The sequence below is a fragment of the Prochlorococcus marinus str. MIT 0917 genome (genome assembly GCF_027359575.1).
Lineage (GTDB): Bacteria > Cyanobacteriota > Cyanobacteriia > PCC-6307 > Cyanobiaceae > Prochlorococcus_B > Prochlorococcus_B marinus_D.
Genome location: NZ_CP114784.1, coordinates 636,446 through 659,628, shown reverse-complemented (window position 1 = coordinate 659,628; position 23,183 = coordinate 636,446). Strand labels below are relative to the sequence as shown.

Genomic DNA, 23,183 nt, shown 5'->3' with positions numbered 1-23,183 from the left:
TTATGCAGTCCTACGGAAACCCAGACGTCACTTACGGGTGGTGGGTTGGTAATTCTGTCGTAACAAATAAGTCAAGCCGATTTATTGGCTCGCATGTTGCTCATACAGGATTGATTTGTTTCGCCGCTGGTGCCAACACACTTTGGGAGCTCGCTAGATACAACCCAGATATTCCAATGGGACACCAAGGAATGGTGAGTATCCCCCATCTTGCTTCTATTGGTATTGGATTTGATCCAACTGGAACGGTATTCGATGGAACATCAATTGCTTTTATCGGCGTATTCCATCTGATTTGTTCAATGGTTTACGCGGGTGCAGGTCTATTGCACTCTTTGATCTTTAGCGAAGATACCCAAAATAGTTCAGGTTTGTTTGCTGATGATCGTCCTGAACATCGTCAGGCAGCAAGATACAAGCTTGAATGGGATAATCCTGATAATCAGACATTTATCCTTGGTCACCATTTGATTTTCTTTGGTGTGGCATGTATATGGTTTGTTGAATGGGCTCGAATTCATGGCATTTACGATCCTGCATTAGGAGCAGTTCGACAAGTCGAGTACAACTTAAACTTGACCAACATTTGGAACCATCAGTTTGATTTCTTGGCTATCGATAGTCTTGAGGATGTGATGGGTGGTCATGCATTCTTAGCATTTGTTGAGATAACAGGTGGCGCATTCCATATCGCTACTAAGCAGGTTGGAGAATACACTGAATTCAAAGGAAAGAATATTCTTTCTGCTGAAGCTGTTCTTTCATGGTCTCTTGCTGGTATCGGTTGGATGGCAATTATTGCAGCTTTCTGGTGTGCAACAAATACAACTGTTTATCCAGAGGCTTGGTATGGAGAAACATTAGCTCTAAAGTTTGGGATCTCTCCTTATTGGATTGATACTGCTGATATGACTGGTGTTGTTAGTGGTCATACTTCAAGGGCTTGGCTTGCTAACGTTCATTACTACCTTGGATTTTTCTTTATTCAAGGTCACCTATGGCATGCAATACGTGCTTTAGGCTTTGATTTCAAAAAGGTTACTGATGCAATTAGTAATCTTGATTCAGCAAGAGTTACTCTCACTGATTGATTATCTGAATTTTTCAGCATTAAAAAAGAGTCTCGTCAAAAGACGAGACTCTTTTTTTTTGAAAAAAATTAAATAGGTTTTTAACTTTCTTTAGTTTTTGTAGTTGTCAGGCTTAGCCCAAGGATCGATCCTTTTTGAATCATCAGAATAATAGAAGAATTGAGACGCACCAAATACTGCTCCGAGACCACATAGAGCTGCAGCTATATTAAATCCACCGGATGGTTTGATTAAACCAATATCTGATGGGTGTGGAAGCTGAGTGGCAAAATCAAGAAGGTGAGAAAAATCAATCATTGAGTAAAAATTTTTTTTTTATTGTTAACCCAGGTGGCCACTATGCCAAACCCGTGTTTGAGGATATTACATTAATTTGTCAACTATCATTGAAAAACAAAATTTTCTTAGTCATTTAAAATCCTTTTGGGCGTGATTTTTTCTCAAGAGGAAGATCATCAGCAATTTTAGTTTTGGGGCTGTAATTTTTTTGAAAGAGATAAAAAATCACTGCTAAAAGACAAACTCCAAGTAGAACAAACCAAATTATTGTTGCTATATAAGGAAGTCCATGAAGATCTTGCAGTTCAAGTTGTAAAGCAGATTTCATTTTTGATATTTAAATTTTTTCTTGAGTATTTCCATGAAAACCTAGTTTGGTTGCGGGTTAAGCCAATTTGAAGAAAAAAAACTTTACTACTTCTGAATAAGACCTTATTACTAATAGTAGTTTTTGAATTGAGCTGCCTGTAAGGTGTGCTCACCGTATTACGCCAAAAATCTTAAATCATGCAGACCTACGGAAACCCGGATGTCACCTATGGTTGGTGGGCTGGAAACGCTGGGGTTACTAACAAATCTGGTAAATTCATTGCTGCTCACATTGCGCATACTGGGCTAATAGCCTTTGCAGCAGGTGGAAGTACTCTTTGGGAACTAGCAAGATATAACCCTGAGATCCCAATGGGACATCAGAGTTCTATCTTTCTTGCTCACTTAGCTTCAATTGGTATTGGCTTTGACGAGGCTGGTGCTTGGACAGGGGCAGGAGTCGCTTCGATTGCCATCGTACATTTGGTTCTTTCCATGGTTTATGGAGCCGGTGGTTTATTGCATTCAGTGCTATTCGTTGGCGATATGCAAGATTCAGAGGTTCCTCAAGCTAGAAAGTTCAAGCTTGAGTGGGACAACCCAGATAATCAGACATTTATTCTTGGACATCATTTGCTTTTCTTTGGTGTCGCATGTATATGGTTCGTTGAATGGGCACGAATTCATGGAATTTATGATCCTGCTTTAGGAGCTGTTAGACAAGTTGAGTACAACCTTAATTTGACTAATATTTGGAACCATCAGTTTGACTTCCTAGCTATCGATAGTCTTGAAGATGTCCTAGGTGGACATGCTTTCTTGGCTTTCATAGAAATAACAGGTGGAGCTTTTCATATCGCAACCAAACAAGTTGGTGAATACACCAAATTCAAAGGAGCTGGTCTTCTTTCAGCAGAATCAATTCTTTCATTCTCTTGTGCAGGTATTGGTTGGATGGCTGTAGTTGCAGCTTTCTGGTGTGCTCAGAACACAACAGTTTACCCTGAAGCTTGGTATGGAGAAGCTTTGATCTTGAAGTTTGGCATTGCTCCATATTGGATTGATAGTGTTGATCTTTCAGGAGGTCCTGCTTTCTTTGGCCATACAACTAGGGCTGCTCTAGCAAATGTTCATTATTACTTTGGATTTTTCTTCCTTCAAGGTCATCTGTGGCATGCTTTAAGAGCTATGGGATTTGACTTTAAGAAAGTTCTTAAAGAACCTCTTCCAGCTCAGCTTTATTGATTAGTTAAAAAACAAAATGTTCCTAAAGAGGAGATTTCTCTCCTCTTTTTTTTTGCAAATTTTTATCTTTTAATTTCGATCTATTTAAAAAAATTTATTGTTTTTTCAACGTTGAAATTTTTCTATCAAATATTGTTAGATCTTCTGGATTGAGCTTTTTTTAATGATTACTCTAGGAATTCACTTATTTAAATCAAGCTATAATTAGACTTTGGAAGATTTTTACTATTTCATCGAGATAATATCTCAGCATCCATAAAATCGTTTTTATTATTGAAATGGGCAAAAATAGTCAAACTAAATAACGACCTCTAACTATTTTGCACATATCATTTCAGCAGCGTGTAATCTGCACGCATATTTCGCCTGTATCGCTTAAAAAATTATGCAGAGCTATGGAAATCCAGATGTTACCTATGATTGGTGGGCTGGTAATTCTGTGGTCACCAACCGCTCAGGCCGATTTATAGCCTCCCATATAGGGCATACAGGCTTAATCGCATTTGCGGCTGGTGGAAGCACCCTTTGGGAGCTTGCCCGCTACAACCCTGATATTCCAATGGGGCATCAGAGCTCACTTTTCTTGGCTCATTTGGCTTCAATTGGAATTGGTTTCAATGAGGCAGGAGCATGGACAGGTGTAGGAGTAGCTGCAATAGCTATTGTCCATTTAGTCTTGTCAATGGTTTATGGAGGAGGAGCTCTCTTGCATGCAGTCTATTTTGAGGCTGATGTTGAAGAAAGCGAAGTGCCTCGAGCTAGAAAATTCAAACTTGAATGGGAAAATCCCGATAATCAAACTTTTATTCTTGGTCACCATTTGTTTTTCTTTGGTGTCGCTTGTATATGGTTTGTTGAATGGGCAAGGATACATGGCATATACGATCCAGCGATAGGAGCTGTTCGTCAGGTTAATTACAACCTTGACTTGACAATGATTTGGGATAGACAGTTCGATTTCATTGAAATTGATAGTCTTGAAGATGTTATGGGTGGACATGCATTCTTGGCTTTTGCTGAATTGACAGGAGCAACTATTCATATGGTTGCTGGTTCAACTCAATGGGAAAATAAGAGGCTTGGAGAATGGAGTAAATTTAAGGGAGCTGAATTGCTCTCAGCAGAAGCTGTGCTTTCATGGTCACTTGCTGGTATTGGTTGGATGGCAATTGTGGCTGCTTTCTGGGCTGCAACTAATACAACCGTATATCCAACAGAGTGGTTTGGGGAACCTTTGAAATTACAGTTCTCCGTTGCCCCTTATTGGGTTGATACTGGAGACCTTTCTGATTCCACCGCTTTCTTTGGTCATTCAACCAGAGCCGCTTTGGTGAATGTTCACTATTACTTTGGTTTCTTCTTCTTACAAGGTCATTTTTGGCATGCTCTTCGTGCTTTAGGATTTGACTTTAAGAAAGTTGCTGATGCCATTGGTAACAGTCAAGGCGCAACAGTTCGAGTTGATGGTGCAGGTTTTAACGGCAGAGCACCAAGATAAATTCAATTTAAAAATAAAAAATGCCTCCATTCGTGGGGGTATTTTTTTTGTTTTTTTTCAGTAAAAAGTGTTTTTTTGGTAAAAAAAGACAGATACCTATAAAGACCTCTAACTATTCTGGTAAAAACAATTGCAATAAGTGTATGGTAGCCAAAATTTCGACTTTAATTCCTTAATTATGCAGACCTACGGAAATCCGGACGTCACCTACGGGTGGTGGGTTGGTAATTCTGTGGTGACCAATCGCGCAGGTCGATTCATAGGGTCACACATAGGCCACACAGGTCTTATTTGCTTCGCAGCAGGTGGAAGCACCCTTTGGGAGCTTGCTCGCTACAACCCAGAAATACCAATGGGACATCAAAGTTCCATATTCCTTGCTCATTTAGCCTCTCTTGGAATTGGCTTTGATGAAGCGGGAGTATGGACTGGTGCTGGTGTAGCAACAATTGCTATTTTCCATTTGATTTTTTCAGCCGTATATGGAACTGCTGGATTAGCTCATTCACTTTTATTTGACCCGGACTTGAAAGATGGTCCAATCCCTACCACTAAGAAATTCAAACTAGAATGGGACAATCCAGATAATTTGACATTCATTCTTGGTCATCATTTGATTTTCTTTGGGGTTGCAAATATTTGGTTCGTTGAGTGGGCAAGATGGCATGGGATTTACGACCCAGCTATAGGCGAAATCAGAACAATCTTCCCTGGATATGGTGATTTTGGAATGGTTTACGGGCATCAGTTCGACTTTTTAACCATTGACAGCCTTGAAGAAGTAATGAGCGGACATGCATTCTTAGCATTCGTTCAAATAAGTGGTGGTGCATGGCACATAGCTACAAAACAACTAGGCGAATACACTGAATTCAAAGGTAAAGGATTGCTTTCAGCAGAAGCTGTCCTTTCATGGTCTCTTGCAGGTATTGGTTGGATGGCAATTGTTGCTGCATTCTGGTGTGCACAAAATACAACTGTTTATCCAATTGATTGGTACGGAGAGCCTTTAGCTTTGAAATTTGGAATTTCTCCTTATTGGGTAGACACAGGAGATGTCTCAGATAGCACTGCGTTTTTAGGCCATACTACTAGAGCTGCATTGTCCAATGTTCACTATTACTTTGGATTTTTCTTTATTCAAGGTCATATCTGGCATGCTCTAAGAGCAATGGGCTTTGATTTCCGTCGTGTTGTTGGATCAGTAGCTTCTCTAGCATCAACTGAGAGTTAGTAGATTCAAACGCAAATTTCAATCAAAAAGCCTCATCAAATTTGATGAGGCTTTTTATTGGAAAAAATATTTAATTAAAAATTGCTTGTTTTTGTATCAATATTTTCATCATTAATTGAATCATCAGAAGGTTTTTCTAATTCGCTAGTTAGTCGAATTTCAGGTTCAGCATTTACCTCAGGTTCAGAAGTTCCCTCAGGTTCAGCAGTTACCTCAGGTTCAGCAGTTCCCTCAGGTTCAGCAGTTACCTCAGGTTCAGCATTTACCTCAGGTTCAGCATTAGCTTCAGGTTCAGCAGTTACCTCAGGTTCAGCAGTTCCCTCAGGTTCAGCAGTTACCTCAGGTTCAGCATTAGCTTCAGGTTCAGCAGTTACCTCAGGTTCAGCAATAGCTCCAGGCTCAGTAGTTAGATCAGTTTCAGCATTAGCTTCAGGCTCATTAGTTATATCAGGTTCAGAGGGCGCTTCAGATTCTGAAATGGTTGATTCATCTTTCAGTTGAGTTGGCTCTTGATCTAATTTTGATTGAATGACCTCTTTAACTATCAGAAAAAGCTTTTTAAAATTTGAGAAAAGTTCTTTGAAATTTTCATATATATCTTTGAGAATGCTTTTGATCTCTTGAGCTTTTTCCCCTTTGTTAAAGAAAAGCAAAGCGGAAACCACTAATACTGAAATTAATATGAAAATAAATAGTGCACTCATTTTTTTTTAACAGTTAGATATCATTAAGATCGCTCGTTATTGTTATGCTATCAAGTGTTTATTTACATTGAACAACGAATATAGCCTTCCATTTTTAAATTTAAGCTTTTATGAGTATCTAAATTTTTTATGAATCTAATCAAACTTACTATTTTTTTTTGATGGAGGGTGCCCCTTATGTAAAAAAGAGGTTAATTTCTTGCAATCAAGAAATTAAAAGGGATACCTAAGCTTTATTGATATAAACAGTTCTGATTTTTCTTTAGATATTAAATACGGAATTTTTTATAAACAAGCGATGGAGAGAATCCATGCTTTCAAAAGTGATGGTTCAGTAAACAAGGATATTAAGGTTTTTCAAGAGGCTTATAGCTTGATTGGTTTAGGGTGGATTTATACACCAACAAAATTGCCCATTTTAGATAAATGTATTGAGTTTATTTATGGATTGTGGGCTAAATATAGATTGAAAATAACTTTTCGCCCTTCTATCGAAAAGCTATGTTCTGAAAGAGGTTGTGACCTTTCCTGATTATATGAATGGTTAATTTATTTAATAATAAATTTCAGCTTTAATTAAACAAGATAATAAATTTACTATCCAAATGTTGAACTATTAAATCCCCAGTGTGAGGCTTTAACGTCGATAAATTCAATATAAATCCTATTCTTATTTATATTCGTTTTAGATGCAATTAACTCGCATAAAGACTTGCTCATCGAGGAGGGGGTTAGAGAGCCAATTGATTTAACATTAATAAAACAGCATGGTTCATCGGATCCACCGAATGTCATCTTGTTATCTCTTTGGATCATCGTCATTACATAATTTTCAGGTTTGCCGGTTAGATCTGCAACCATTTTTGAAATATCTTTTTGGAGCAAATCAACATTTTCGACATTACTTTTGGAGGATGTGTTGATTTGTATGAATGGCATGAGTGAATCAGTCTTTATCAGATACTAATACTTGAGTGAGATATTGATTTTTATAAATCTAGAAACATCTAAGCAGCCCTCATTAAGATCTCTCAGTAAAAAATATTATTCAAATCTTAAAAAAATAGAAAGATCCTGTTAATTCTCCTGTTAGGGCCTCAAAAATTTTGTTTTTCTAGTAACTTGGTCAGGTGTTATTACGCAAAATGAACCAGAATTTTCAAGCTATTGTTCAAGAAACTACAGAAGATAATTCTTCGAATTATCAGACTTTTTTACTAAGTGGAGCTTTAATATTTTTTAATGTGTTTGTCATGTTATTTGTAGGCTTATATTGGATGAATCCGGTAATGCATGAATTTATCTCCGGAAGGCCTCTTTTGTGATAATCATTTAGATATTTCTTCTTACATTAATTTGTCTTATCAATGTATATAAAATTCTTTAATAGGAGAGATAATTGCATTATTCAGGTGGATTATCATCTTTACTCATGAATTTTGATCTTCTTTTTTCAAAAATAATTAAATATGTACTGAGCTTTGTAATCATATTTTTTGGAGTTAACCCAGTATTTGCGGGTGCAAACGTGGCCGTTAAGGGAGAAGGGGACGAAGTACCAAGCTACGTTCGATCTGATATCACTGGTTTTAATTTTCATGGAGAAGACTTACATCTTTCTTCAATAGCTGGGGCCATGGCAAGAGATGCTGATTTTAGTGATGTTGATCTTCACGGAACAACATTAACTTTATCTGATTTAAAAGGTTCAAATCTTAATGGGATAGACCTTACTGATACCCTCTCAGACAGGGTTAATTTTCAGAAAACCGATCTTAGAAATGCTGTATTGATAAACATGATCGCCTCGGGTAGCAGCTTTGCTGGTGCTCAGATTGAGGGAGCTGATTTTACATTTGCAATTCTTGATAGTGAAGATCAGAGAAATCTTTGTAAAATAGCTGATGGTGTAAATCCAACTACAGGTGTTTCTACTAGGGAAAGTCTTGAATGTGTAGGAGATAAAGAATCATATAAACCAGCCATGCCAGCTGCTTAATTTCTAGGAATAGTACATGAAAGATTTGTTATAAAAAAATAGAATTAGTTGCAATTTTCTTTTTATTGGTTTTCCTTAAAAAAGAGATTTAATTTATCGTGAAGAATTTTTGGCCACATCGATCAAAGGCAGAAGGGTTCTCAATTCAAAATCTTGCGCGTAAATATCGTTTAAAGATATCAAGAGTTTCTTCTAATCAAATATCAAATAAACTTGTAGATGATAGGAATGTAATCTCTATGAAAGAAGAAAGTAAGAATATCTCGTCGGTAAATCTATCTATCAAAAGAATACATTGGGCGAATAGAGATTTTTCAGAATACAAGGAGGCTGCTTGAATGTTACTTTTTTGAAGAAATATTTTTTGTATCTTGTATATTTTTAGTAAGAGGAATTGTTGATAAAACAAAAGATACGACAAATAGCAATGTAATACCAACAAGGCCCCAAAAAGTTAGGTTAGATAGCTCTAGCTCTCCAAATGAGACCGTTAGGTATAAATTCAATTTTAATTGAGTGAAGAATTATTGATTTGATTTTAGCAATAATTAGTTTTTTTATAATGTTTACTTTTTGTCTTTTAAGATTTACACATATTTTTTCTTTCCATCATCACTTATTTTGTAAATCCCTCCTTTTGGTCCGACAAATAGCATTTCGCCATTAATTTTTGATTTACCAAATTTACTTAATCTAGATCGATGAATATCTGCTTTCTCCCTAAGCTCATCCTCTGAATACCATGTACCTATTGGGATGTTTTTACAAGGGTCAAGTAAAAGAGAGTTTGTAAATTCCTCAGATATCCTTTTTCGACGAACATTTATACTTTTGAACCTATTCTTAAATCTCTCCATCAAACTCTTTTTATTAGAAAAATTTTTTCTCTTATTTAAAATTAAGAACATATATAAAAAAAATATTATTAAAAATATTGGAATTAATTGCATTATAGATAATTATAACTTTTTCTAATTAAAGCAACTTCTAGAAATAAAGCCAGTTGATTGTAAATTATTTAATTTATTTATTTTGATTTTATCACTTTATTTTCTTTTGATTGTCAAGTCGAAGCCTAGATCTGTTTTTTTTGAAAGTATTTCTTTCTTTACAATACCTTTTTTAAATAAACTGATAATTATTAGTATTGATTCAAAAAAAAGAGAAATAATAGAAAATATTAGTATAATAAAATTATTAGTAATAGAATTTTTTTTGTTTGGTTGTGGATTTTTATTTTGTTGGCTTTTCATTTTAGTAAGGTCCGAAATGGGTTGAGCATTCAGCGCCGCAATATGCACCTATATTAATTGCTTGCTCTAAATTTAGTTTTGCTGAGAGAGCTGCCGTGACAGCTCCTGCGAAGCAGTCACCACATCCATAGGTGTCGATCTCTTTTGAACTAGGCTTAATGGATTTATATTTAATATTTTCAGGAAAAATTGTTCCACCTAATTTACCTTTTGTTGAAATGTATATGTCTGGTTTCGGTTCAAGTTCTTCAAGATTTATTTTTTCACCAGGATCAAGAGCGCTACCAATTAAAGCGTTTATTTTTACTTTGGAATTCTTTAAGGTTTGTTCACCTGTTCGGGGAGTGGCAGAGAGGAATTTAGCTTCTCTGGCAAGTCTTATTCCTTCTTCATCTGTCGCCGTAACAAAAATACCATCGTAATTTTGCATATCACCCCATGGTAGATTGTCAGAAGCAATTGGTTGTAATCTCTCTCCAATAACCGTAATTGCTCTTTCTCCATCTTTACTAATCAAGCTAATACCTTTTCTTGTTGGTTTTTCACGCCAAGCCACTTTTAAATTTAAACCGATTTTAGTAAGTCTTTCGTAGCATTTTTCACCATAATTGTCATTACCTAATGATGTAATTAAGTCAACAGGTCCATTTATCAATCTTGCCATTTGAACCGCTGCTACTGCCGCACCTCCTGCTGCTTCCTCAAAGCTATCTTTCGCATGTGAAATTTCTCCCGCTAACGGAAGCTGGTCAACCTTTAAGAATGAGACCCATTCAACATGACCAATTACAGCTAATTTAAGTTTAGGGAGCCTAAATATTTCTTTAGGTGCAATAATTCTCATTCTTGAATAACTATATTATTTCTAATATAGTTAGTTAAGTTCATAGGTAAAACTATGATATTTTTTTTTCATAAAATAGATAATCTTTATAATACTTCTGATATATTAAATTGTATTAAATAAAATTTTTCTTATGATAAGGCAGATTAAATGGTTGAAATGGGTTTATTTATTATTGGTAATATTAGGAGCCATTTTACCTACACTCGCAAATATTGAATTCGCAAAAAGCTATGGACCTGCTTTTGATATTCAATTATTTTTAGAATTGGCTAATAATAATCCAGCTTCACAGTCTTTATCTAGAGATCTTTTTATAGGTTCAACAGCAGTATTTGTTTGGATAATTTCAGAATCGAAGAGACTAGAGATGAAAAACCTTTGGATTGTAATATTAACCACATTTACAATTGCATTTGCCTTCTCAGCACCTCTTTTTTTATATTTAAGGGAATTAAGAATTGAAGAAATGAATAGGAATCAAACTATTTAAAAAGAATTAGATATTCTTATTTAATATGTTTAGATATTGGTACTAAAGCTAAACAGATAAGACTAACAATTAACCATAAATGAAATGCTGTATTGAAATTATCTATTAACTTACCAGCCATCCAAGGGATAGTTAAAGAACTAATGCCAAAGCACTGAGAATATAAAGCAATTGCCGTACCTTTATATTTAATTGGAGTTGATTTTATTATTGAATCTGAAGCTGATGGTAGAAATATACATAGAGAAATTGTTAGAGGTATGAAAGCTAAAAGTATTAATAGATATCCGTTAATCAATAAATTAGAAAGTGATAAGAAAATAAAACCTATTAGTAGCGATATTAAGCATAATTTGAATTTAAAAGATGAATTTTTATTCCTTAAAATATAACCTACTGGCCATTGAAAAATTGCAAGTAAAACAAGTTTAAGTGTTACTAATGTAGCTACTCTTTGCTCTATGAATGGCGGCCTTATTATACCACCGTTCGCTAAATCTAATGGAAGAATGCTTTGCAATAGACTCATTACACCTGTTACAAATAGAGTTACTAAAAATAAAGGAAATAACTTTATAACCCATTTTAGATTAGATTTTTTCTCTGTATTATTATAATTGAATTCTATATCAGCTTTTGTTTCGAATTCCTTTTTGATTGTAAATATTCCTAGATTATTTAATAGAATATTGAATATGTATAACATGCATAAAATATCTATTAAATATATTATTCGTTCGAATTCAAAATACGTTCCAATTGTGCCTAGCAGGACCCCTAATGTGACTCCAATAGCGTCAGCACTTCTTGCAAGAGAATAACCTTCACTTGATTTGATTTTGCTATAGCAATTTAAGGGAACTGCTAATTCTGCGGAAGGCCAATAAATTCCAGCGGCAGCTCCTAAAAAAAATTGACCATAGAGGTATGCTAAATGGCTTTGTGAAAAAAAAAGTATAATATCCGATAATATTGCAATTAAACATGCGATTTTAATTGAATATCCATAGTTAAATTTTTTGTCAAGTAAATATCCTGTTCCAAATCTTGTCGTTATTCCAGCAAATGCAGCTATAGTTATGCCGCTACCAATTTGCTCTGCTGAGAAACCTAAACTATTAAAAATTATTGGACTTAAATACAATACCCCTCCTGCTCCTATTGCTGTCCATAAACGAGCCTTTATGATTAATTTTAGGGATACAGGGAATCTCTTCCAATAATTGCTATAAATAGACTTTGAGAACAAATTCATTCATTAAAAAATTAGTTGTTCTTGGAACTGTTGGAAGTTTAGTAGCTCCTTATTGTTTTTATCCAAAATTTCAAGCAGCAGAGAGATTTGAAATTCATTTTGATGGAATGTCTATTCCAATTTCAATAAAAGAATTGATTGATTGGAGTAATGGAGAAGAGTCAACAAATTCAGAACTAGCCAGCTGGCTAAATTTACTTGGATTTAAAGAAAGGAAAGGTTTAGCAAAGTTTTTAAGCACACCTTTGGTTAGAGATAAAAGTATGGCTAGACAAATTTTGCGAAGTTGGTCTGGACGAAAATTACTTGATGAAGTAAGTGATCTCATCCTTATGGATGAAGACAACACTGGTGAAAGCGTTCTAGATACTTTGGAAACTCTTTTAAATAAAAAGGATGAGGTGACAACTCTTGATCTTCTAAATTCACTTTCTGTTAAAGCAATTCATATTGATTTGGACGGTTGGATTGAAGTAGCCAATAATTGGAGAAGTGAATTAAATAAACAACAAAAACTAATCTCTGATTTGGTTTCTATTAATGAAAAATCAGTAAAGAGAGAAAAAATTAATCTTTTGCCTTTTGAGATTAAAGAATCTGAATATAAATTGATTTCCTTAAATGTTACCCATCGAAATGAACCTTTAAATTTGGAGGTATGGAATCCTTCCTTTAGAGAGAAAACTAAAAAAAATTGGATTTTGTTAATGCCTGGTTTAGGAGGAGATCGTAATCATTTTAATTGGCTTGCAAGAAGTCTTAGTCACAATGGTTGGCCTGTTGTTGTTCTAGATCATCCAGGTAGTGATTCATTAGCATTAGAAGACTTGTTGAAAGGGAAACTGCCTCTGCCTGGTGCTGAAGTTATCCCTGATCGATTGAATGATTTAGATAGTGTTTTTAATGCTAAAAAATCAGGCAAGATTGATATTTCAGTAGAAAATGTTGTCCTTATGGGGCATTCTTTAGGAGCTCTTACCGCTATTTTAGCTTCAGGGGTAAAAATAGATGATCAGCTTGAGAATAGATGTCAGAGGGTGCTTGATAACCTTTCTCTTACTAATTTATCTTCACTTTTACAATGTCAGTTAGTAGATATTACTTTATTAGACAGAGGAAATATGGAAAATCTTTCAGCGATCGTTGGTATGAATAGTTTTGGGAGTTTTTTGTGGCAAAAGGATTTAGAAAATAAGATAAATATTCCTCTTTTTCTTACTGGAGGAACTTTTGACTTGGTTACACCATCTGTTAGTGAGCAACTCGGATTATCGATTGCTTTGAGTTCAAGTCCATTGAGCAGAGTACTATTAATTGAGGGGGCAAGTCATTTTTCACCTATTAGAGTAGAGGGGCAGATGAAGCAGTCTGAAGGAAAGGACTTGTTTAATCTGGGAGAATCAATTGTGGGCTACCACCCACTTTCTGTACAGAGCTTATTATCTTTTGAGATAATAAGGTTCTTAGAAAAATTAGAAGAGAAAAAATCAATTCCTTCGAATACGAATTTAACTAAAGGCGAGCTTAAGTTTCATATTTTAGATAGGAATGTAATTGAAAAACTTATCAAGATTCAATAGCTAACTCTTGGATCAAGATATGCAATAACGATATCTATTCCAACACTAATCATGACAACAAGGCTTGATATTATAACAACTATTCCTTGCACAACAGGATAATCTCTTTGGTTAATAGCCTCTTGAAGTCCAAGAGCAATACCTGGCCATGAGAATGTTATTTCAATTAAAAGTGCTCCACCAATTAAAGAAGAAACTGTTAAACCAGTAATTGTCAATATTGGGAGAAGTGTATTTGGTAAAGCATGCTTAATTAATATTCTAGAATCATTTATACCTCTACTTTTGGCGGCCTCAATATAATCTTTTTTTAAAACTTCCTCTAGATTTAATCTTAATGCCCTACTGAATATTCCGCTTAATAATATTCCTAGAGTGAATGAAGGCAATATTAAATGTTTAAAAGAGCTAAAAATTATTTCCATATTTTTGTTTAAAATTCCATCTAAAAGTAAGAAGCCAGTAATTTGGGGTGGAGGAATAGCCCCGGGAGGTAATCTGCCACCAATTGGTAGCCAACCAAGCAATACAGCAAAAATAATTTGAATTAACATAGCGGCCCAAAAAGGAGGCAAAGCATAGGTCCCAATGCCGAAAATCCTTCCCCAAAAATCTAATCTGCCTTCTGGTTTTACTGCTCCTAAAAAACCAATTAAATAACCAACTATTGATGCTATTAATACTGAAAATATTGCTAATTCCAAACTTGCTGGAAGAGCTTTTGAAATAATTATTTTAACAGGTTCTTGTGTGTTTAATGAGATTCCTAAATTTCCATGCATTAACTGATTTAAATATTCAATGTATTGATTAATTAAAGGTTTATCTAAGCCAAGTTTAATTCTTAGACTTTCCCTTGCAAATTCATTGGCTCGAGTGCCTAGAATTGCATCTACAGGGTCGCCAGGTGCGATTCTCAATAATATAAAAACTAAACTCGAAATGATCCAAAGCATAATTGGCAATAGAGCTAATCTCGAGAGTGTATATTTGAAAAGTTCCTTTTTAGATGACAAAACTATTCTCTTTTTAAGTTCTTTAGAATAATTAATCCATCGCTTGAGAATTCTGGTTGACTTATATCTTTTAAAGACCAAGCTTTAGGATTAACTAGCCAAATTGGTAAATAAGCACTTCCTTGTGCTGCAAGTTGTTCAACTTTTATTAAATTTTTTAATCTACTTTCTCCTTCTGATTCTTCACTTTTCTCCAATAATTCTTGTAATTTATTATCACCCCAAAAACTCCCACTAAACACAGCTTCCCCTTTAATACAAGTATTATTATTTATTTCATTACAACTTAATAAGGGAGTTAAGTATGCTTCTGGGTCAGGATATGCTCCAGTCCAATCTAATATAACTGCATCAAAAGCTCCTTCGGAAAGTTGTTTGTAAACTGTGGTTGATTCAATTCCATTTAAAGTTATTTCTATACAATCAGATAAATCTCTTTTGATTTGATCTTTCCATGTAAGGGCAAGTAGTTTATCAGCAGGTACATTAGATCTAAATGTTAATGGAATAGAAAGAACATTTGTTCCACAATAGCCTTCTTTTTTTAATAAAGATCTTGCAATATGGGGATTGTATTTAGGCCATGGCGTAAGTTTGTTTTTGTGTAATTGAGGAGGAACTATTGATCTTAATGGTTCTCTAGTCCCAAAACTTACTTGCTTACTAATTAGTTCTCTATCAATTGTGTAAGTAAGAGCTTCTCTAATTGTTTTATTTTTTAAAGGTAATTTGTTACTTCTAAATGTAATGTACCCTATCTCTATTGGATTACCTTCTCCTGATTTAAGCAAATCTTTATTAACCATGTTATTTAATGTTAATCGCTGCATATCATCGATCGAATTTGAAATCAGGACGTCAACTTCTTTCGTTTTTATAGCCCCGAAAAGAGTACTAGAATTACTATAATTTATAAAGTCAATTCCTTTATTTTGAGGTTTGACTCCCCAATAGTTGTTAAATGGCTTGATTATTTGTTGACTTGAGTTGAAGCTTTCTAAGAGGTAAGGCCCAGTTCCTATGAAACTTTTATTTTTGAAACTATCTATATGATTTGAATATGAATTAGGTGATACTGGAGTTAAATTTACTGAAGTTAAAAGACTTTTTAAAGAACTGGATGGCTTTTTTAATTTGATTCTTATAACGAATTCATCTTTGACTTCAATATTTTCTATTTTGTCATTTAACAGGTAATTTAAAGTTCCTATCTTCATAAAGCGATTAAGACTAAATGCCATCGCTTCTGCATTGAAAATACTTCCGTCATGAAAAGAAATATTCTCTTTTAATATAATATCTATTAGCAAACCATTCTTACTAACTCTTGGTAACTCTTTAGCTAAGATTGGGGAAAGATTTCCTTCCTTATTTATTTTATATAAAGTATCTCCAAGAGCGCTTAATATTTGTAGTGTCCTAAGAGTATTTGCTTGAGCAGGATCAAGGGATTCAATTTTACCTGCACTTGCAACAATAATATTTTCTCTTTTCTTATTTTGTACACAAGATAATTGGAAGAGTATTAGTAAAATACTTGAGAATTTTAAAATATTTTTTATATAATTCAGTTTTAACATTTATTATTATTCTATAAAAATTTCTGCCTAAAACTATTTATTGATTAGGTGATACTTGTTTAATTGAGATCTCAAAAACAGGAGATCCGTTAGGATTAAGTGGCCATTGTCTAACCCAACATTTTTCATAAGCATTATCTATACCTAATACTTGAAAAAGTTCTTCTTGATTCTTTAGATAAACACAATCTCCTTGATTAATATTTTTTTCTGTTTCTTGTCTGGCTTCCTCAACTACGCTTTTGGATGTTTTCATGGTTTAGTTACGAAAAGAAATTTAAGATATAATTTCCTTTGTTCTATTTATATAAGTAGCAACTTAATTCCGATTTGACTAGTTTTCGTTAGCTAAAGGCAACCCATCGTTGTTGCAATTCTCTTAACTTGTGACAAGTGTTCTATATCTAAAAGAGCCTCTTCAAGCTGACCTTGATTAATCTTATGAGTAATAACTACTATTTCTGCTTCTTTATCCGTTGCATCGAATTGCACAATTGATTCAATAGATATTTTTTTCTTTCCAAAGATAGTTCCGATTTCTCCAATTACTCCTGGACTATCTTCTGCGATAAGCCGTATGTAATTCTTTTTAGTTATTTTTTTCTTTTCTGCTACATGACAACTTCTCCAACCTTTTGCTGATAGAAGCGGATCTAAGTTAAAGATTTTGTCTCCACTCATAGACTGAATACCTGCAATATTAAGTATGTCTGCAACAACAGCTGATGCAGTTGGACCTGATCCTGCACCTGGTCCGAAAAACATTACTTCTCCAATGGGATTACCTTCCACAAGGATTGCATTGTTCACTCCATTTACCCCTTCTAATGGATTATCTTCAGGTACCAATGTTGGCTCAACCCAGACAGATAGTGGTTGACTGTTTTCGCTTTTTGATTGAGTTTCTCCTTTCTCAGATATAGCTAAAAGTTTAATTCCATAACCCAACTTTCTTGCATAATTGACATCGATACCCTCTAGAAGATTTATCCCAGTCGTTGGGATGTCAGCTCGATTAATTGCTCCACCAAAAGCAAGGCCACTTAGAATTGCAATTTTGTCAGCGGCGTCAGATCCTTCGACATCAGCTGCTGGGTCACTTTCTGCATATCCCAGTGCTTGTGCATCTTTTAAAACATCAGCATAATTAACTCCTTCTTTATCCATTCTGGAGAGTATGTAATTAGTTGTTCCATTTATTATTCCGCTTACTTTAGTTATCTGATTTCCACCTAAAGATTGCTTTAGAGGCTCAATTATTGGTATCCCGCCTCCTACTGCCGCTTCTATAAGGACATAAACCCCAGCGGCTTTCGCTTCATTTGAAATCTCTTCACCATGTCTTGCAATTACGGCTTTGTTGGCAGTTACAACAGATTTACCTGCTCTTATCGCTTGGATAATTAATGATTTTGCGGGCTCTATTCCCCCCATTACTTCAACAACTATTTGAATATTAGAATTATTTACTATTTCAATTGGGTTTGTTGTAAGTATTGAATCGGGAAAAGATACATCTCTTTTCTTTTGGAGATTCCTTACTGCAATACCCATGATTTCAAGTTCTCCAACCAATGGATGTCTATCATTTGGGTTGTTAATTATATTTGCAACACCCTGCCCAACAGTGCCTAGGCCAAGTAAACCAATACCAACTTTTTTCATTTTTTATAAGGAGATAATTTTTTTTTGAATTTTTTTTTATTCATTATCAGAAATAGGTAGTGAGAGATTTTTGGCTTGAGCTTTCATTTTTAGGAATATGTTGAGAAAACCATTTGCTCTCGATGGAGTCAAGCTTTTGTTTAGTCCTGTCATCTCTATAAAATTTTCATTTATAGAGAGTACTTCAAAAGGTGTTAGATCATTCAAACCTTTTATTAGAAAAGCTAGTAATCCTTTTGTTATGAGTGCATCTGAATATCCTTTCCATTGAATTTTTCCATTATAAAGAATTCCAAGAACATATACTTCTGAAATGCATCCTTTTACTTTTGTGGTTTCCAAGTGAAGATCTTCAGTCAGCAATGGCAAACTTTTAGCTAGCCATAAAATATATTCATAGCGCCTTTTGGGATCTGAAGTTGATTGTAGACGCTTTATAAGATTATCTAATGAATCACTCCCATAAGTATTGATGGAAGATTTTTCTTTGATTTCACTCACCCCTTGACTTTAAGCATTTTGTATATATTAAAGCCTAACTAATTATTTAGCTGCTTCAATTTCATGTAGACCTTTTTCGCTAATCCAGCCATTAAAAGGAACGTCCCATTTGTCTCTAGGTAATGGTTCTCTAGAAATGCAATTATTACTGATAACTACAAATGATGGTATTGAAAACCATAAATCTCTTTGTCGAAGTCGATCAAAATATCCTCCCCCGTAGCCTAATCTGTATCCTTCTTGATCGATAGCTAGTGCGGGGACAAATAGAATAGAAATATCATTAGGGTTAATAGGGTTTTCTCTTGATGGTGCAGGGATACTATTTGCGTCTATTTCTAATTGATTGTTTGACCAATGATGATAGCTTATACCTTTGGTTTTAGAACTTGAAGGCAGAACAACTTTTTGATTATTAATTTCTTTAATAAACCTTATATCTATCTCCCCTTTTAATGGCCAATAAATACCTATAAATTGTCCCTCCACATGATATTTATTTAAAAGTATATTTAGTTTTGATTTGACGTTGAATTTTATTTTCTCATGTATTAATGATGAGTTTGAATTACGGATTAAATTATATTCCTTTCTTTTGATTTCTTTTTTTGATTTAATATCGCCATACATACTTGCCATGAAATAACATATTTTTATTATAGATTTGGTTATTTAAGATAGATACCAGTAAGTGCGATTGCTAATGCATCTGCAGCATCGTCAGGCTTTGGTGGTGAAGTGATACCGAGTTCATTCATGACAGATTTTAAAACTTCATTTTTATCTGAATGGCCATAACCAGTCACAGTAAGTTTGATTTGCATTGGTGGAAATTCTTGAATCGGAAGATTGTGTTTCCCTAAAGTCATCATTATCACTCCCCGAGCTTGAACAACACTAATTGTCGTACTAGAGCGGTAGAAAAAGAACTTTTCTACCGCTGCAAAATTTGGATTCCATTTATTTAATATTGAACTTAAATCACTTGAAATTTCTACAAGTCTTTTTTCCTCTTTTTGTGTTGATTTAGTTTCTATGATTCCGCAATCCAGCATTATTTTCTTTCCCTCTATTTCATCAATAATTCCGTACCCCACTCTGGCCAAGCCTGGATCTATTCCTATTATTCTCACTTAGTTTGTTGTGGCTAGTTCAAATTCAGATACATCATTACTTTCATTCCTTTCAAAAACTTTGCAAAAAGCTTTTATTACTCTATCTCCAGAATCAACTTGTTCAAGAGGATCTTTTCTCAGTCTGTGCCTTAAAGCGGTCGAAACGACACGTGCAATATCTTCTTCAGTAACCTCTTTTCTTCCTTCAAAGGCTGCAAGGGCTCTAGCTGCTCTATTTGTTACAATATCGCCTCTAAGTCCATCAACATCAAGCTCACCACAAACTGCTGAAATCCTCAATCTGAGATCTTCATCGATAGAAACTTCGTTAAGTAAATTTTGAGCGTCAACCACCTTTTGTTGAAGCGAGTCTTGATTCTCCTGAACCGAATTAGTAAAAGATTCAGGGTCATTGTCAAAGGCTGTGCGTTGATCAACAACTTGAACGCGAAGTTTTGCTTCCCTTACGGTTCTTACTTCTACACTCATTCCAAAACGATCAAGTAACTGTGGCCTCAATTCTCCTTCCTCAGGGTTCCCTGAACCAATAAGTACAAACCTCGCAGGATGTCGAACCGAAATACCTTCACGTTCAACTGTATTCCAGCCTGAGGCGGCAGAGTCTAGAAGTACGTCAACAAGATGATCATCTAGCAAGTTGACTTCGTCAACATAAAGCAATCCTCTGTTTGCTTTGGCCAGCAGTCCTGGTTCAAAAGCTCTAACACCTTCGCTAAGAGCTTTTTCGATATCAATTGTTCCACAAAGTCTGTCTTCAGTGGCTCCTAATGGTAAATCAATCATAGGAACTTGTTTCTCGCCTTTTTTTAGGTCACTACCACTGTCAATCCTCTCCCTTACATCATTGCTTTGAAGGTCTGGATCATCAAGGGAGCTGTTATAGGGATCTCCTTCAACGACTTCAATAGCAGGTAAGAGATCTGCAAGTGCTCTTATGGTCGTGGACTTCCCTGTGCCTCTATCACCCATTATCATTACACCGCCAATTCTCGGGTCAATAACGTTTAAAAGAAGCGCTAGCTTCATTTCTTCTTGTCCAATCACTGAAGTGAATGGAAAAACTCTGCGTTTTCTAGTTGAACTCACTTTCTTAGTACTGGTAACTAGATTGTTTCATAAGCAGGCCACTTTAAATTGATTAAGGTCAAAAAAAAATGATAATGAAAAGCAAAAGTTTATTTAAACCAGAAAAAAATCTAATTTTGTTTACTTGATTTTTGATCTGGTACTAGAAAAGGAACCAATTCTGCCGATAAATTTCTTATCAACTCAGGTGATCTTGGATCGTTAAATGGACCTTTCACTATAAAACTTGCAAATGCCTTTGAGTTATGGGGAGTTTGAATTAAAGCAGTATCTGAGTATGAGATTCCAATATCACCAGTTTTGTTGTGAACTAAATAACCTTTTAATGAAAGGCGATAGTCTGTATCTTTAGATTCTTTACCAAGACCTCTTAAAATTCCCGAGGGTATTAATGTATTTGTTTTTGATTTGCTCATTATGTCTCTGAAAATATCCCTAGAACTAACATTAAGTAGAGATCCATTATCTACAAGTGACATGGCTAAAGATAGATCCTTAGTTGACGTTAGATTTGTTCCATCTAGATCAGGAAGATAGTTATTTATTTGTGTGTTGTTTAATCCAATTTCTTTGAATTTTTGATTAACTATATTGATTCCACCTATTCGTTTTATTAGTAAATTAGTTGCTGTGTTATCACTCACTCTAATCATTTCCGTGGCCACTTCGTAAATAGGGAAACGGTCACCAATCTCTTGGTATGACATCCAGCCAGAACCGCTACCGATTGTATCTTTTGAAAGTATTAACTTTTCATTCCAAAATATCTCCTCTCTATCTAGCATTGTAAGTAAAATAATTAGAATAGGAACCTTGATACTGCTTGCTGCAGATAGCTTTATTTCAGATTTTATTTCTGCATAGACTTGCTCATCTAATGATAAGAAAAAAGCACTAACATTTAGATCTGGATTTTTATTTATAAGATTTTCCCATTTATTAATTAATTTTTCAAGTCTTTCAAACTTTTCTAATTTTTTATTGTAAAATGATATAAAGTTTGTTTTCCTAGCTTTAAATTCTTTTTTAGCTAACCTTCGTGATTTAGCAGATATATTAATTTTTCTATTTATTGTATGGTGTTGATTAATTGGACCAACAATTCTTAGCAAACTACCAATTAAAACTGATAAGCCTATGCTTGATAAAAATATGTTCGTTATTACTTTGAGGTAACTTTTCACTTTCAATGAAAGAATATAAACCTTTGCTATTTATTCTAGCTTTTTATTTTAATTAATCATTTTTATTTTTAATTTTCCATCTTGCTTGGCTAATTATTCCTCTAATTAGTGCAACTTCATCATCTTTTATCTCACCTCTTAAAAGTAATTGCTTGATTTTCGTCATTTTGGCTTTATATGTATGTTTCATCAAGAAACCAATATCAAGTAAAAAGCTACCTGCATCATTAATACAATCTTCTAATTTTATTAAATTCGCAGGACAACTTGTTTTTGTATGGGGCCCTAATAAATCAAGCTTATTAAGTTGATTGAATTGATGGAGAACAATTGCTACTGCATGTGAAAGATTTAATGACGGATAATCCTCACTTGTACTAAGGCTAATTACTTTATTTGCTTTTAGAAGCTCTTCGTTAGATAAACCCCGGTCTTCTCTTCCGAATACAAAAGCTATTGTCTCTTCTCTTTCTGATTTAAGAGCCCAGCTCAAGGCATCTTTATTTGAATTAAGTGGTATTTCTCCATGTTCTTTTCTTCCGCAAGTGGCAATAATTCTTGAGCAATCTGAAAGCGCTGAATTTAGATCCTTATAGACTTTTGCTGTTTCTAATATCTTCAATCCTTTGACAGACATCTTTTTCGATTCTTTAGCTAAATAATCACATTTAGGAGAAACTAGTCTTAATTCATGAACACTAAAGTTTTCGCAGAGTCTTGCCACACTCCCAACATTGATTGGTCCTGCGGGTTCAACAAGTACTACTTTGAGATCTTTTTTTATAGCCACTATTTATTGAGTGAATGCATATACGCCAATAGATCTGCCATTGATTGAGGTTCGATTTCAAAACTTGGCATTGGTGGAGTCAATCCTCGAATAACTTGATTAATAATCTTTTTATCACTCATTTCTTGAGTCACTTCATGGAGATCGGGTCCTACAAAACCTTGAGCTGATATCCCATGGCAACCGACACAATTGATTTTGAATAATTTGCTTCCTGATAAAGCTTCACCTTGAATAGATAATGTTTCATTTATGAAAGGATCTTCTTTAAAGTCACCAATTCTCCAGAAAAGAATAAGGAAGGCAATAGTGACTATCGATAATAAAAATATTCGCCAAGAGCTAATCTTTTGCTCCTGATTAATTAATGCTTTTGATGACGGAGTATTCACTAAAACCTCTTTGACATGAAAGAATTGTTACTAGTAATCATGAAGTATG

The 23,183-nt window shown here is 34.4% G+C and carries 28 protein-coding genes; 10 read left to right on the top strand and 18 right to left on the bottom strand.

Annotated features, from left to right (window positions below):
• Positions 1–2: 2 nt before the first annotated feature.
• On the top strand, positions 3–1,091 hold the full coding sequence (locus tag O5637_RS04090; RefSeq protein ID WP_269606335.1) for a chlorophyll a/b binding light-harvesting protein: 1,089 nt from the start codon (positions 3–5) through the stop codon (positions 1,089–1,091).
• A 90-nt stretch (positions 1,092–1,181) separates the two neighbouring features.
• Here O5637_RS04090 and O5637_RS04085 read toward each other — a convergent pair whose 3' ends face one another.
• Together O5637_RS04085 and O5637_RS04080 are read right to left on the bottom strand one after the other, a co-directional pair.
• Positions 1,182–1,388, bottom strand: a complete 207-nt coding sequence (locus tag O5637_RS04085) for a hypothetical protein (RefSeq protein ID WP_011294810.1) — start codon at positions 1,386–1,388, stop codon at positions 1,182–1,184.
• A 115-nt stretch (positions 1,389–1,503) separates the two neighbouring features.
• Positions 1,504–1,698 carry a hypothetical protein gene (locus tag O5637_RS04080; protein WP_269606333.1) on the bottom strand — a complete coding sequence of 65 codons (195 nt, stop codon included), beginning with the start codon at positions 1,696–1,698 and terminating at the stop codon, positions 1,504–1,506.
• 179 nt (positions 1,699–1,877) lie between these two features.
• Between O5637_RS04080 and O5637_RS04075 the strand changes: the two genes are divergently transcribed.
• The 3 genes from O5637_RS04075 (at position 1,878) to O5637_RS04065 (ending at position 5,656) form a co-directional block, all read left to right on the top strand.
• Positions 1,878–2,924 carry a chlorophyll a/b binding light-harvesting protein gene (locus O5637_RS04075; RefSeq protein WP_269606332.1) on the top strand — a complete coding sequence of 349 codons (1,047 nt, stop codon included), beginning with the start codon at positions 1,878–1,880 and terminating at the stop codon, positions 2,922–2,924.
• 385 nt (positions 2,925–3,309) lie between these two features.
• Positions 3,310–4,422, top strand: coding sequence for a chlorophyll a/b binding light-harvesting protein (locus O5637_RS04070; RefSeq protein ID WP_269606331.1), 1,113 nt, complete (start codon positions 3,310–3,312; stop codon positions 4,420–4,422).
• 178 nt (positions 4,423–4,600) lie between these two features.
• A complete protein-coding gene (locus tag O5637_RS04065) occupies positions 4,601–5,656 on the top strand; it encodes a chlorophyll a/b binding light-harvesting protein (RefSeq protein ID WP_269606330.1) in 1,056 nt (351 codons plus the stop codon).
• A gap of 74 nt (positions 5,657–5,730) precedes the next feature.
• Here the strand turns inward: O5637_RS04065 and O5637_RS04060 are convergent, their stop codons facing one another.
• Positions 5,731–6,360: a hypothetical protein gene (locus tag O5637_RS04060; RefSeq protein WP_269606329.1), complete on the bottom strand. Its 630-nt coding sequence runs from the start codon at positions 6,358–6,360 to the stop codon at positions 5,731–5,733.
• Positions 6,361–6,595: 235 nt separating this feature from the next.
• On the opposite strand from O5637_RS04060, the gene O5637_RS04055 reads away from it, so the two are divergent.
• The gene (locus O5637_RS04055) at positions 6,596–6,892 is read left to right on the top strand and encodes a DCC1-like thiol-disulfide oxidoreductase family protein (protein ID WP_332299761.1); all 297 of its coding nucleotides are present in this window, start codon (positions 6,596–6,598) and stop codon (positions 6,890–6,892) included.
• A gap of 65 nt (positions 6,893–6,957) precedes the next feature.
• Here O5637_RS04055 and O5637_RS04050 read toward each other — a convergent pair whose 3' ends face one another.
• Entirely contained in the window at positions 6,958–7,299 is a 342-nt protein-coding gene (locus O5637_RS04050) for a phenylpyruvate tautomerase MIF-related protein (protein WP_269606328.1), read from the bottom strand.
• A 206-nt stretch (positions 7,300–7,505) separates the two neighbouring features.
• Between O5637_RS04050 and O5637_RS04045 the strand changes: the two genes are divergently transcribed.
• The 3 genes from O5637_RS04045 to O5637_RS04035 all read left to right on the top strand — a co-directional run bounded on the left by O5637_RS04045 (position 7,506) and on the right by O5637_RS04035 (position 8,697).
• Complete coding sequence (locus O5637_RS04045) at positions 7,506–7,685, top strand: hypothetical protein (RefSeq protein WP_269606327.1); 180 nt, start codon at positions 7,506–7,508, stop codon at positions 7,683–7,685.
• Positions 7,686–7,792: 107 nt separating this feature from the next.
• A complete protein-coding gene (locus O5637_RS04040; RefSeq protein WP_269606326.1) occupies positions 7,793–8,359 on the top strand; it encodes a pentapeptide repeat-containing protein in 567 nt (188 codons plus the stop codon).
• A gap of 98 nt (positions 8,360–8,457) precedes the next feature.
• On the top strand, positions 8,458–8,697 hold the full coding sequence (locus tag O5637_RS04035; protein ID WP_269606325.1) for a hypothetical protein: 240 nt from the start codon (positions 8,458–8,460) through the stop codon (positions 8,695–8,697).
• A 249-nt stretch (positions 8,698–8,946) separates the two neighbouring features.
• On the opposite strand, the gene O5637_RS04030 is transcribed toward O5637_RS04035, so the two are convergent.
• Together O5637_RS04030 and O5637_RS04025 are read right to left on the bottom strand one after the other, a co-directional pair.
• Positions 8,947–9,216, bottom strand: a complete 270-nt coding sequence (locus tag O5637_RS04030) for a hypothetical protein (protein WP_269606324.1) — start codon at positions 9,214–9,216, stop codon at positions 8,947–8,949.
• Between the two features lie 397 nt (positions 9,217–9,613).
• The gene (locus tag O5637_RS04025; RefSeq protein ID WP_269606323.1) at positions 9,614–10,456 is read right to left on the bottom strand and encodes a PfkB family carbohydrate kinase; all 843 of its coding nucleotides are present in this window, start codon (positions 10,454–10,456) and stop codon (positions 9,614–9,616) included.
• Positions 10,457–10,589: 133 nt separating this feature from the next.
• Between O5637_RS04025 and O5637_RS04020 the strand changes: the two genes are divergently transcribed.
• Complete coding sequence (locus tag O5637_RS04020; protein WP_269606322.1) at positions 10,590–10,949, top strand: DUF2834 domain-containing protein; 360 nt, start codon at positions 10,590–10,592, stop codon at positions 10,947–10,949.
• Between the two features lie 16 nt (positions 10,950–10,965).
• Here the strand turns inward: O5637_RS04020 and O5637_RS04015 are convergent, their stop codons facing one another.
• Positions 10,966–12,204 (bottom strand): MFS transporter, encoded by a 1,239-nt coding sequence (locus tag O5637_RS04015; protein WP_269606321.1) that lies wholly within the window; start codon positions 12,202–12,204, stop codon positions 10,966–10,968.
• Between O5637_RS04015 and O5637_RS04010 the strand changes: the two genes are divergently transcribed.
• Complete coding sequence (locus O5637_RS04010; RefSeq protein ID WP_269606320.1) at positions 12,189–13,784, top strand: alpha/beta hydrolase; 1,596 nt, start codon at positions 12,189–12,191, stop codon at positions 13,782–13,784. The two genes, O5637_RS04015 and O5637_RS04010, sit on opposite strands and share 16 nt — an antisense overlap.
• On the opposite strand, the gene O5637_RS04005 is transcribed toward O5637_RS04010, so the two are convergent.
• The 11 genes from O5637_RS04005 to O5637_RS03955 form a co-directional block, all read right to left on the bottom strand.
• Entirely contained in the window at positions 13,778–14,800 is a 1,023-nt protein-coding gene (locus tag O5637_RS04005; RefSeq protein ID WP_269606319.1) for an ABC transporter permease, read from the bottom strand. The genes O5637_RS04010 and O5637_RS04005 overlap by 7 nt on opposite strands.
• 2 nt (positions 14,801–14,802) lie before the next feature.
• A complete protein-coding gene (locus tag O5637_RS04000) occupies positions 14,803–16,380 on the bottom strand; it encodes an ABC transporter substrate-binding protein (protein ID WP_269606318.1) in 1,578 nt (525 codons plus the stop codon).
• Between the two features lie 37 nt (positions 16,381–16,417).
• A complete protein-coding gene (locus O5637_RS03995; protein ID WP_269606317.1) occupies positions 16,418–16,636 on the bottom strand; it encodes a hypothetical protein in 219 nt (72 codons plus the stop codon).
• A gap of 92 nt (positions 16,637–16,728) precedes the next feature.
• Positions 16,729–18,045 carry a homoserine dehydrogenase gene (locus O5637_RS03990; RefSeq protein WP_269606315.1) on the bottom strand — a complete coding sequence of 439 codons (1,317 nt, stop codon included), beginning with the start codon at positions 18,043–18,045 and terminating at the stop codon, positions 16,729–16,731.
• Between the two features lie 36 nt (positions 18,046–18,081).
• Positions 18,082–18,546, bottom strand: coding sequence for a SufE family protein (locus tag O5637_RS03985; RefSeq protein ID WP_269606313.1), 465 nt, complete (start codon positions 18,544–18,546; stop codon positions 18,082–18,084).
• Between the two features lie 42 nt (positions 18,547–18,588).
• Positions 18,589–19,185 carry a 5-formyltetrahydrofolate cyclo-ligase gene (locus tag O5637_RS03980; RefSeq protein ID WP_269606312.1) on the bottom strand — a complete coding sequence of 199 codons (597 nt, stop codon included), beginning with the start codon at positions 19,183–19,185 and terminating at the stop codon, positions 18,589–18,591.
• 29 nt (positions 19,186–19,214) lie between these two features.
• Complete coding sequence (gene ruvC / locus O5637_RS03975; RefSeq protein WP_269606311.1) at positions 19,215–19,679, bottom strand: crossover junction endodeoxyribonuclease RuvC; 465 nt, start codon at positions 19,677–19,679, stop codon at positions 19,215–19,217.
• Complete coding sequence (gene bchI, locus O5637_RS03970) at positions 19,680–20,768, bottom strand: magnesium chelatase ATPase subunit I (protein ID WP_269606310.1); 1,089 nt, start codon at positions 20,766–20,768, stop codon at positions 19,680–19,682. It abuts the gene before it with no gap.
• Positions 20,769–20,878: 110 nt separating this feature from the next.
• Positions 20,879–21,952, bottom strand: coding sequence for a serine hydrolase (locus tag O5637_RS03965; protein ID WP_269606309.1), 1,074 nt, complete (start codon positions 21,950–21,952; stop codon positions 20,879–20,881).
• 52 nt (positions 21,953–22,004) lie between these two features.
• Entirely contained in the window at positions 22,005–22,742 is a 738-nt protein-coding gene (locus tag O5637_RS03960; protein WP_269606307.1) for an RNA methyltransferase, read from the bottom strand.
• The gene (locus O5637_RS03955; RefSeq protein ID WP_269606305.1) at positions 22,742–23,134 is read right to left on the bottom strand and encodes a c-type cytochrome; all 393 of its coding nucleotides are present in this window, start codon (positions 23,132–23,134) and stop codon (positions 22,742–22,744) included. Before O5637_RS03955 ends, O5637_RS03960 begins: the two co-directional genes overlap by 1 nt.
• Positions 23,135–23,183 lie beyond the last annotated feature (49 nt).

Coding starts and splice junctions, on each gene's coding strand:
- O5637_RS04050 (WP_269606328.1), bottom strand. CDS start 7,299: ATGCCATTCATACAAATCAACACATCCTCCAAAAGTAATGTCGAAAAT.
- O5637_RS04045 (WP_269606327.1), top strand. CDS start 7,506: ATGAACCAGAATTTTCAAGCTATTGTTCAAGAAACTACAGAAGATAAT.
- O5637_RS03980 (WP_269606312.1), bottom strand. CDS start 19,185: ATGGCAAGTATGTATGGCGATATTAAATCAAAAAAAGAAATCAAAAGA.
- O5637_RS04080 (WP_269606333.1), bottom strand. CDS start 1,698: ATGAAATCTGCTTTACAACTTGAACTGCAAGATCTTCATGGACTTCCT.
- O5637_RS04075 (WP_269606332.1), top strand. CDS start 1,878: ATGCAGACCTACGGAAACCCGGATGTCACCTATGGTTGGTGGGCTGGA.
- O5637_RS04015 (WP_269606321.1), bottom strand. CDS start 12,204: ATGAATTTGTTCTCAAAGTCTATTTATAGCAATTATTGGAAGAGATTC.
- O5637_RS04020 (WP_269606322.1), top strand. CDS start 10,590: ATGATAAGGCAGATTAAATGGTTGAAATGGGTTTATTTATTATTGGTA.
- O5637_RS04000 (WP_269606318.1), bottom strand. CDS start 16,380: ATGTTAAAACTGAATTATATAAAAAATATTTTAAAATTCTCAAGTATT.
- O5637_RS04065 (WP_269606330.1), top strand. CDS start 4,601: ATGCAGACCTACGGAAATCCGGACGTCACCTACGGGTGGTGGGTTGGT.
- O5637_RS04085 (WP_011294810.1), bottom strand. CDS start 1,388: ATGATTGATTTTTCTCACCTTCTTGATTTTGCCACTCAGCTTCCACAC.
- O5637_RS03990 (WP_269606315.1), bottom strand. CDS start 18,045: ATGAAAAAAGTTGGTATTGGTTTACTTGGCCTAGGCACTGTTGGGCAG.
- O5637_RS04025 (WP_269606323.1), bottom strand. CDS start 10,456: ATGAGAATTATTGCACCTAAAGAAATATTTAGGCTCCCTAAACTTAAA.
- O5637_RS04090 (WP_269606335.1), top strand. CDS start 3: ATGCAGTCCTACGGAAACCCAGACGTCACTTACGGGTGGTGGGTTGGT.
- O5637_RS04040 (WP_269606326.1), top strand. CDS start 7,793: ATGAATTTTGATCTTCTTTTTTCAAAAATAATTAAATATGTACTGAGC.
- O5637_RS04030 (WP_269606324.1), bottom strand. CDS start 9,216: ATGGAGAGATTTAAGAATAGGTTCAAAAGTATAAATGTTCGTCGAAAA.
- O5637_RS04070 (WP_269606331.1), top strand. CDS start 3,310: ATGCAGAGCTATGGAAATCCAGATGTTACCTATGATTGGTGGGCTGGT.
- O5637_RS03995 (WP_269606317.1), bottom strand. CDS start 16,636: ATGAAAACATCCAAAAGCGTAGTTGAGGAAGCCAGACAAGAAACAGAA.
- O5637_RS04060 (WP_269606329.1), bottom strand. CDS start 6,360: ATGAGTGCACTATTTATTTTCATATTAATTTCAGTATTAGTGGTTTCC.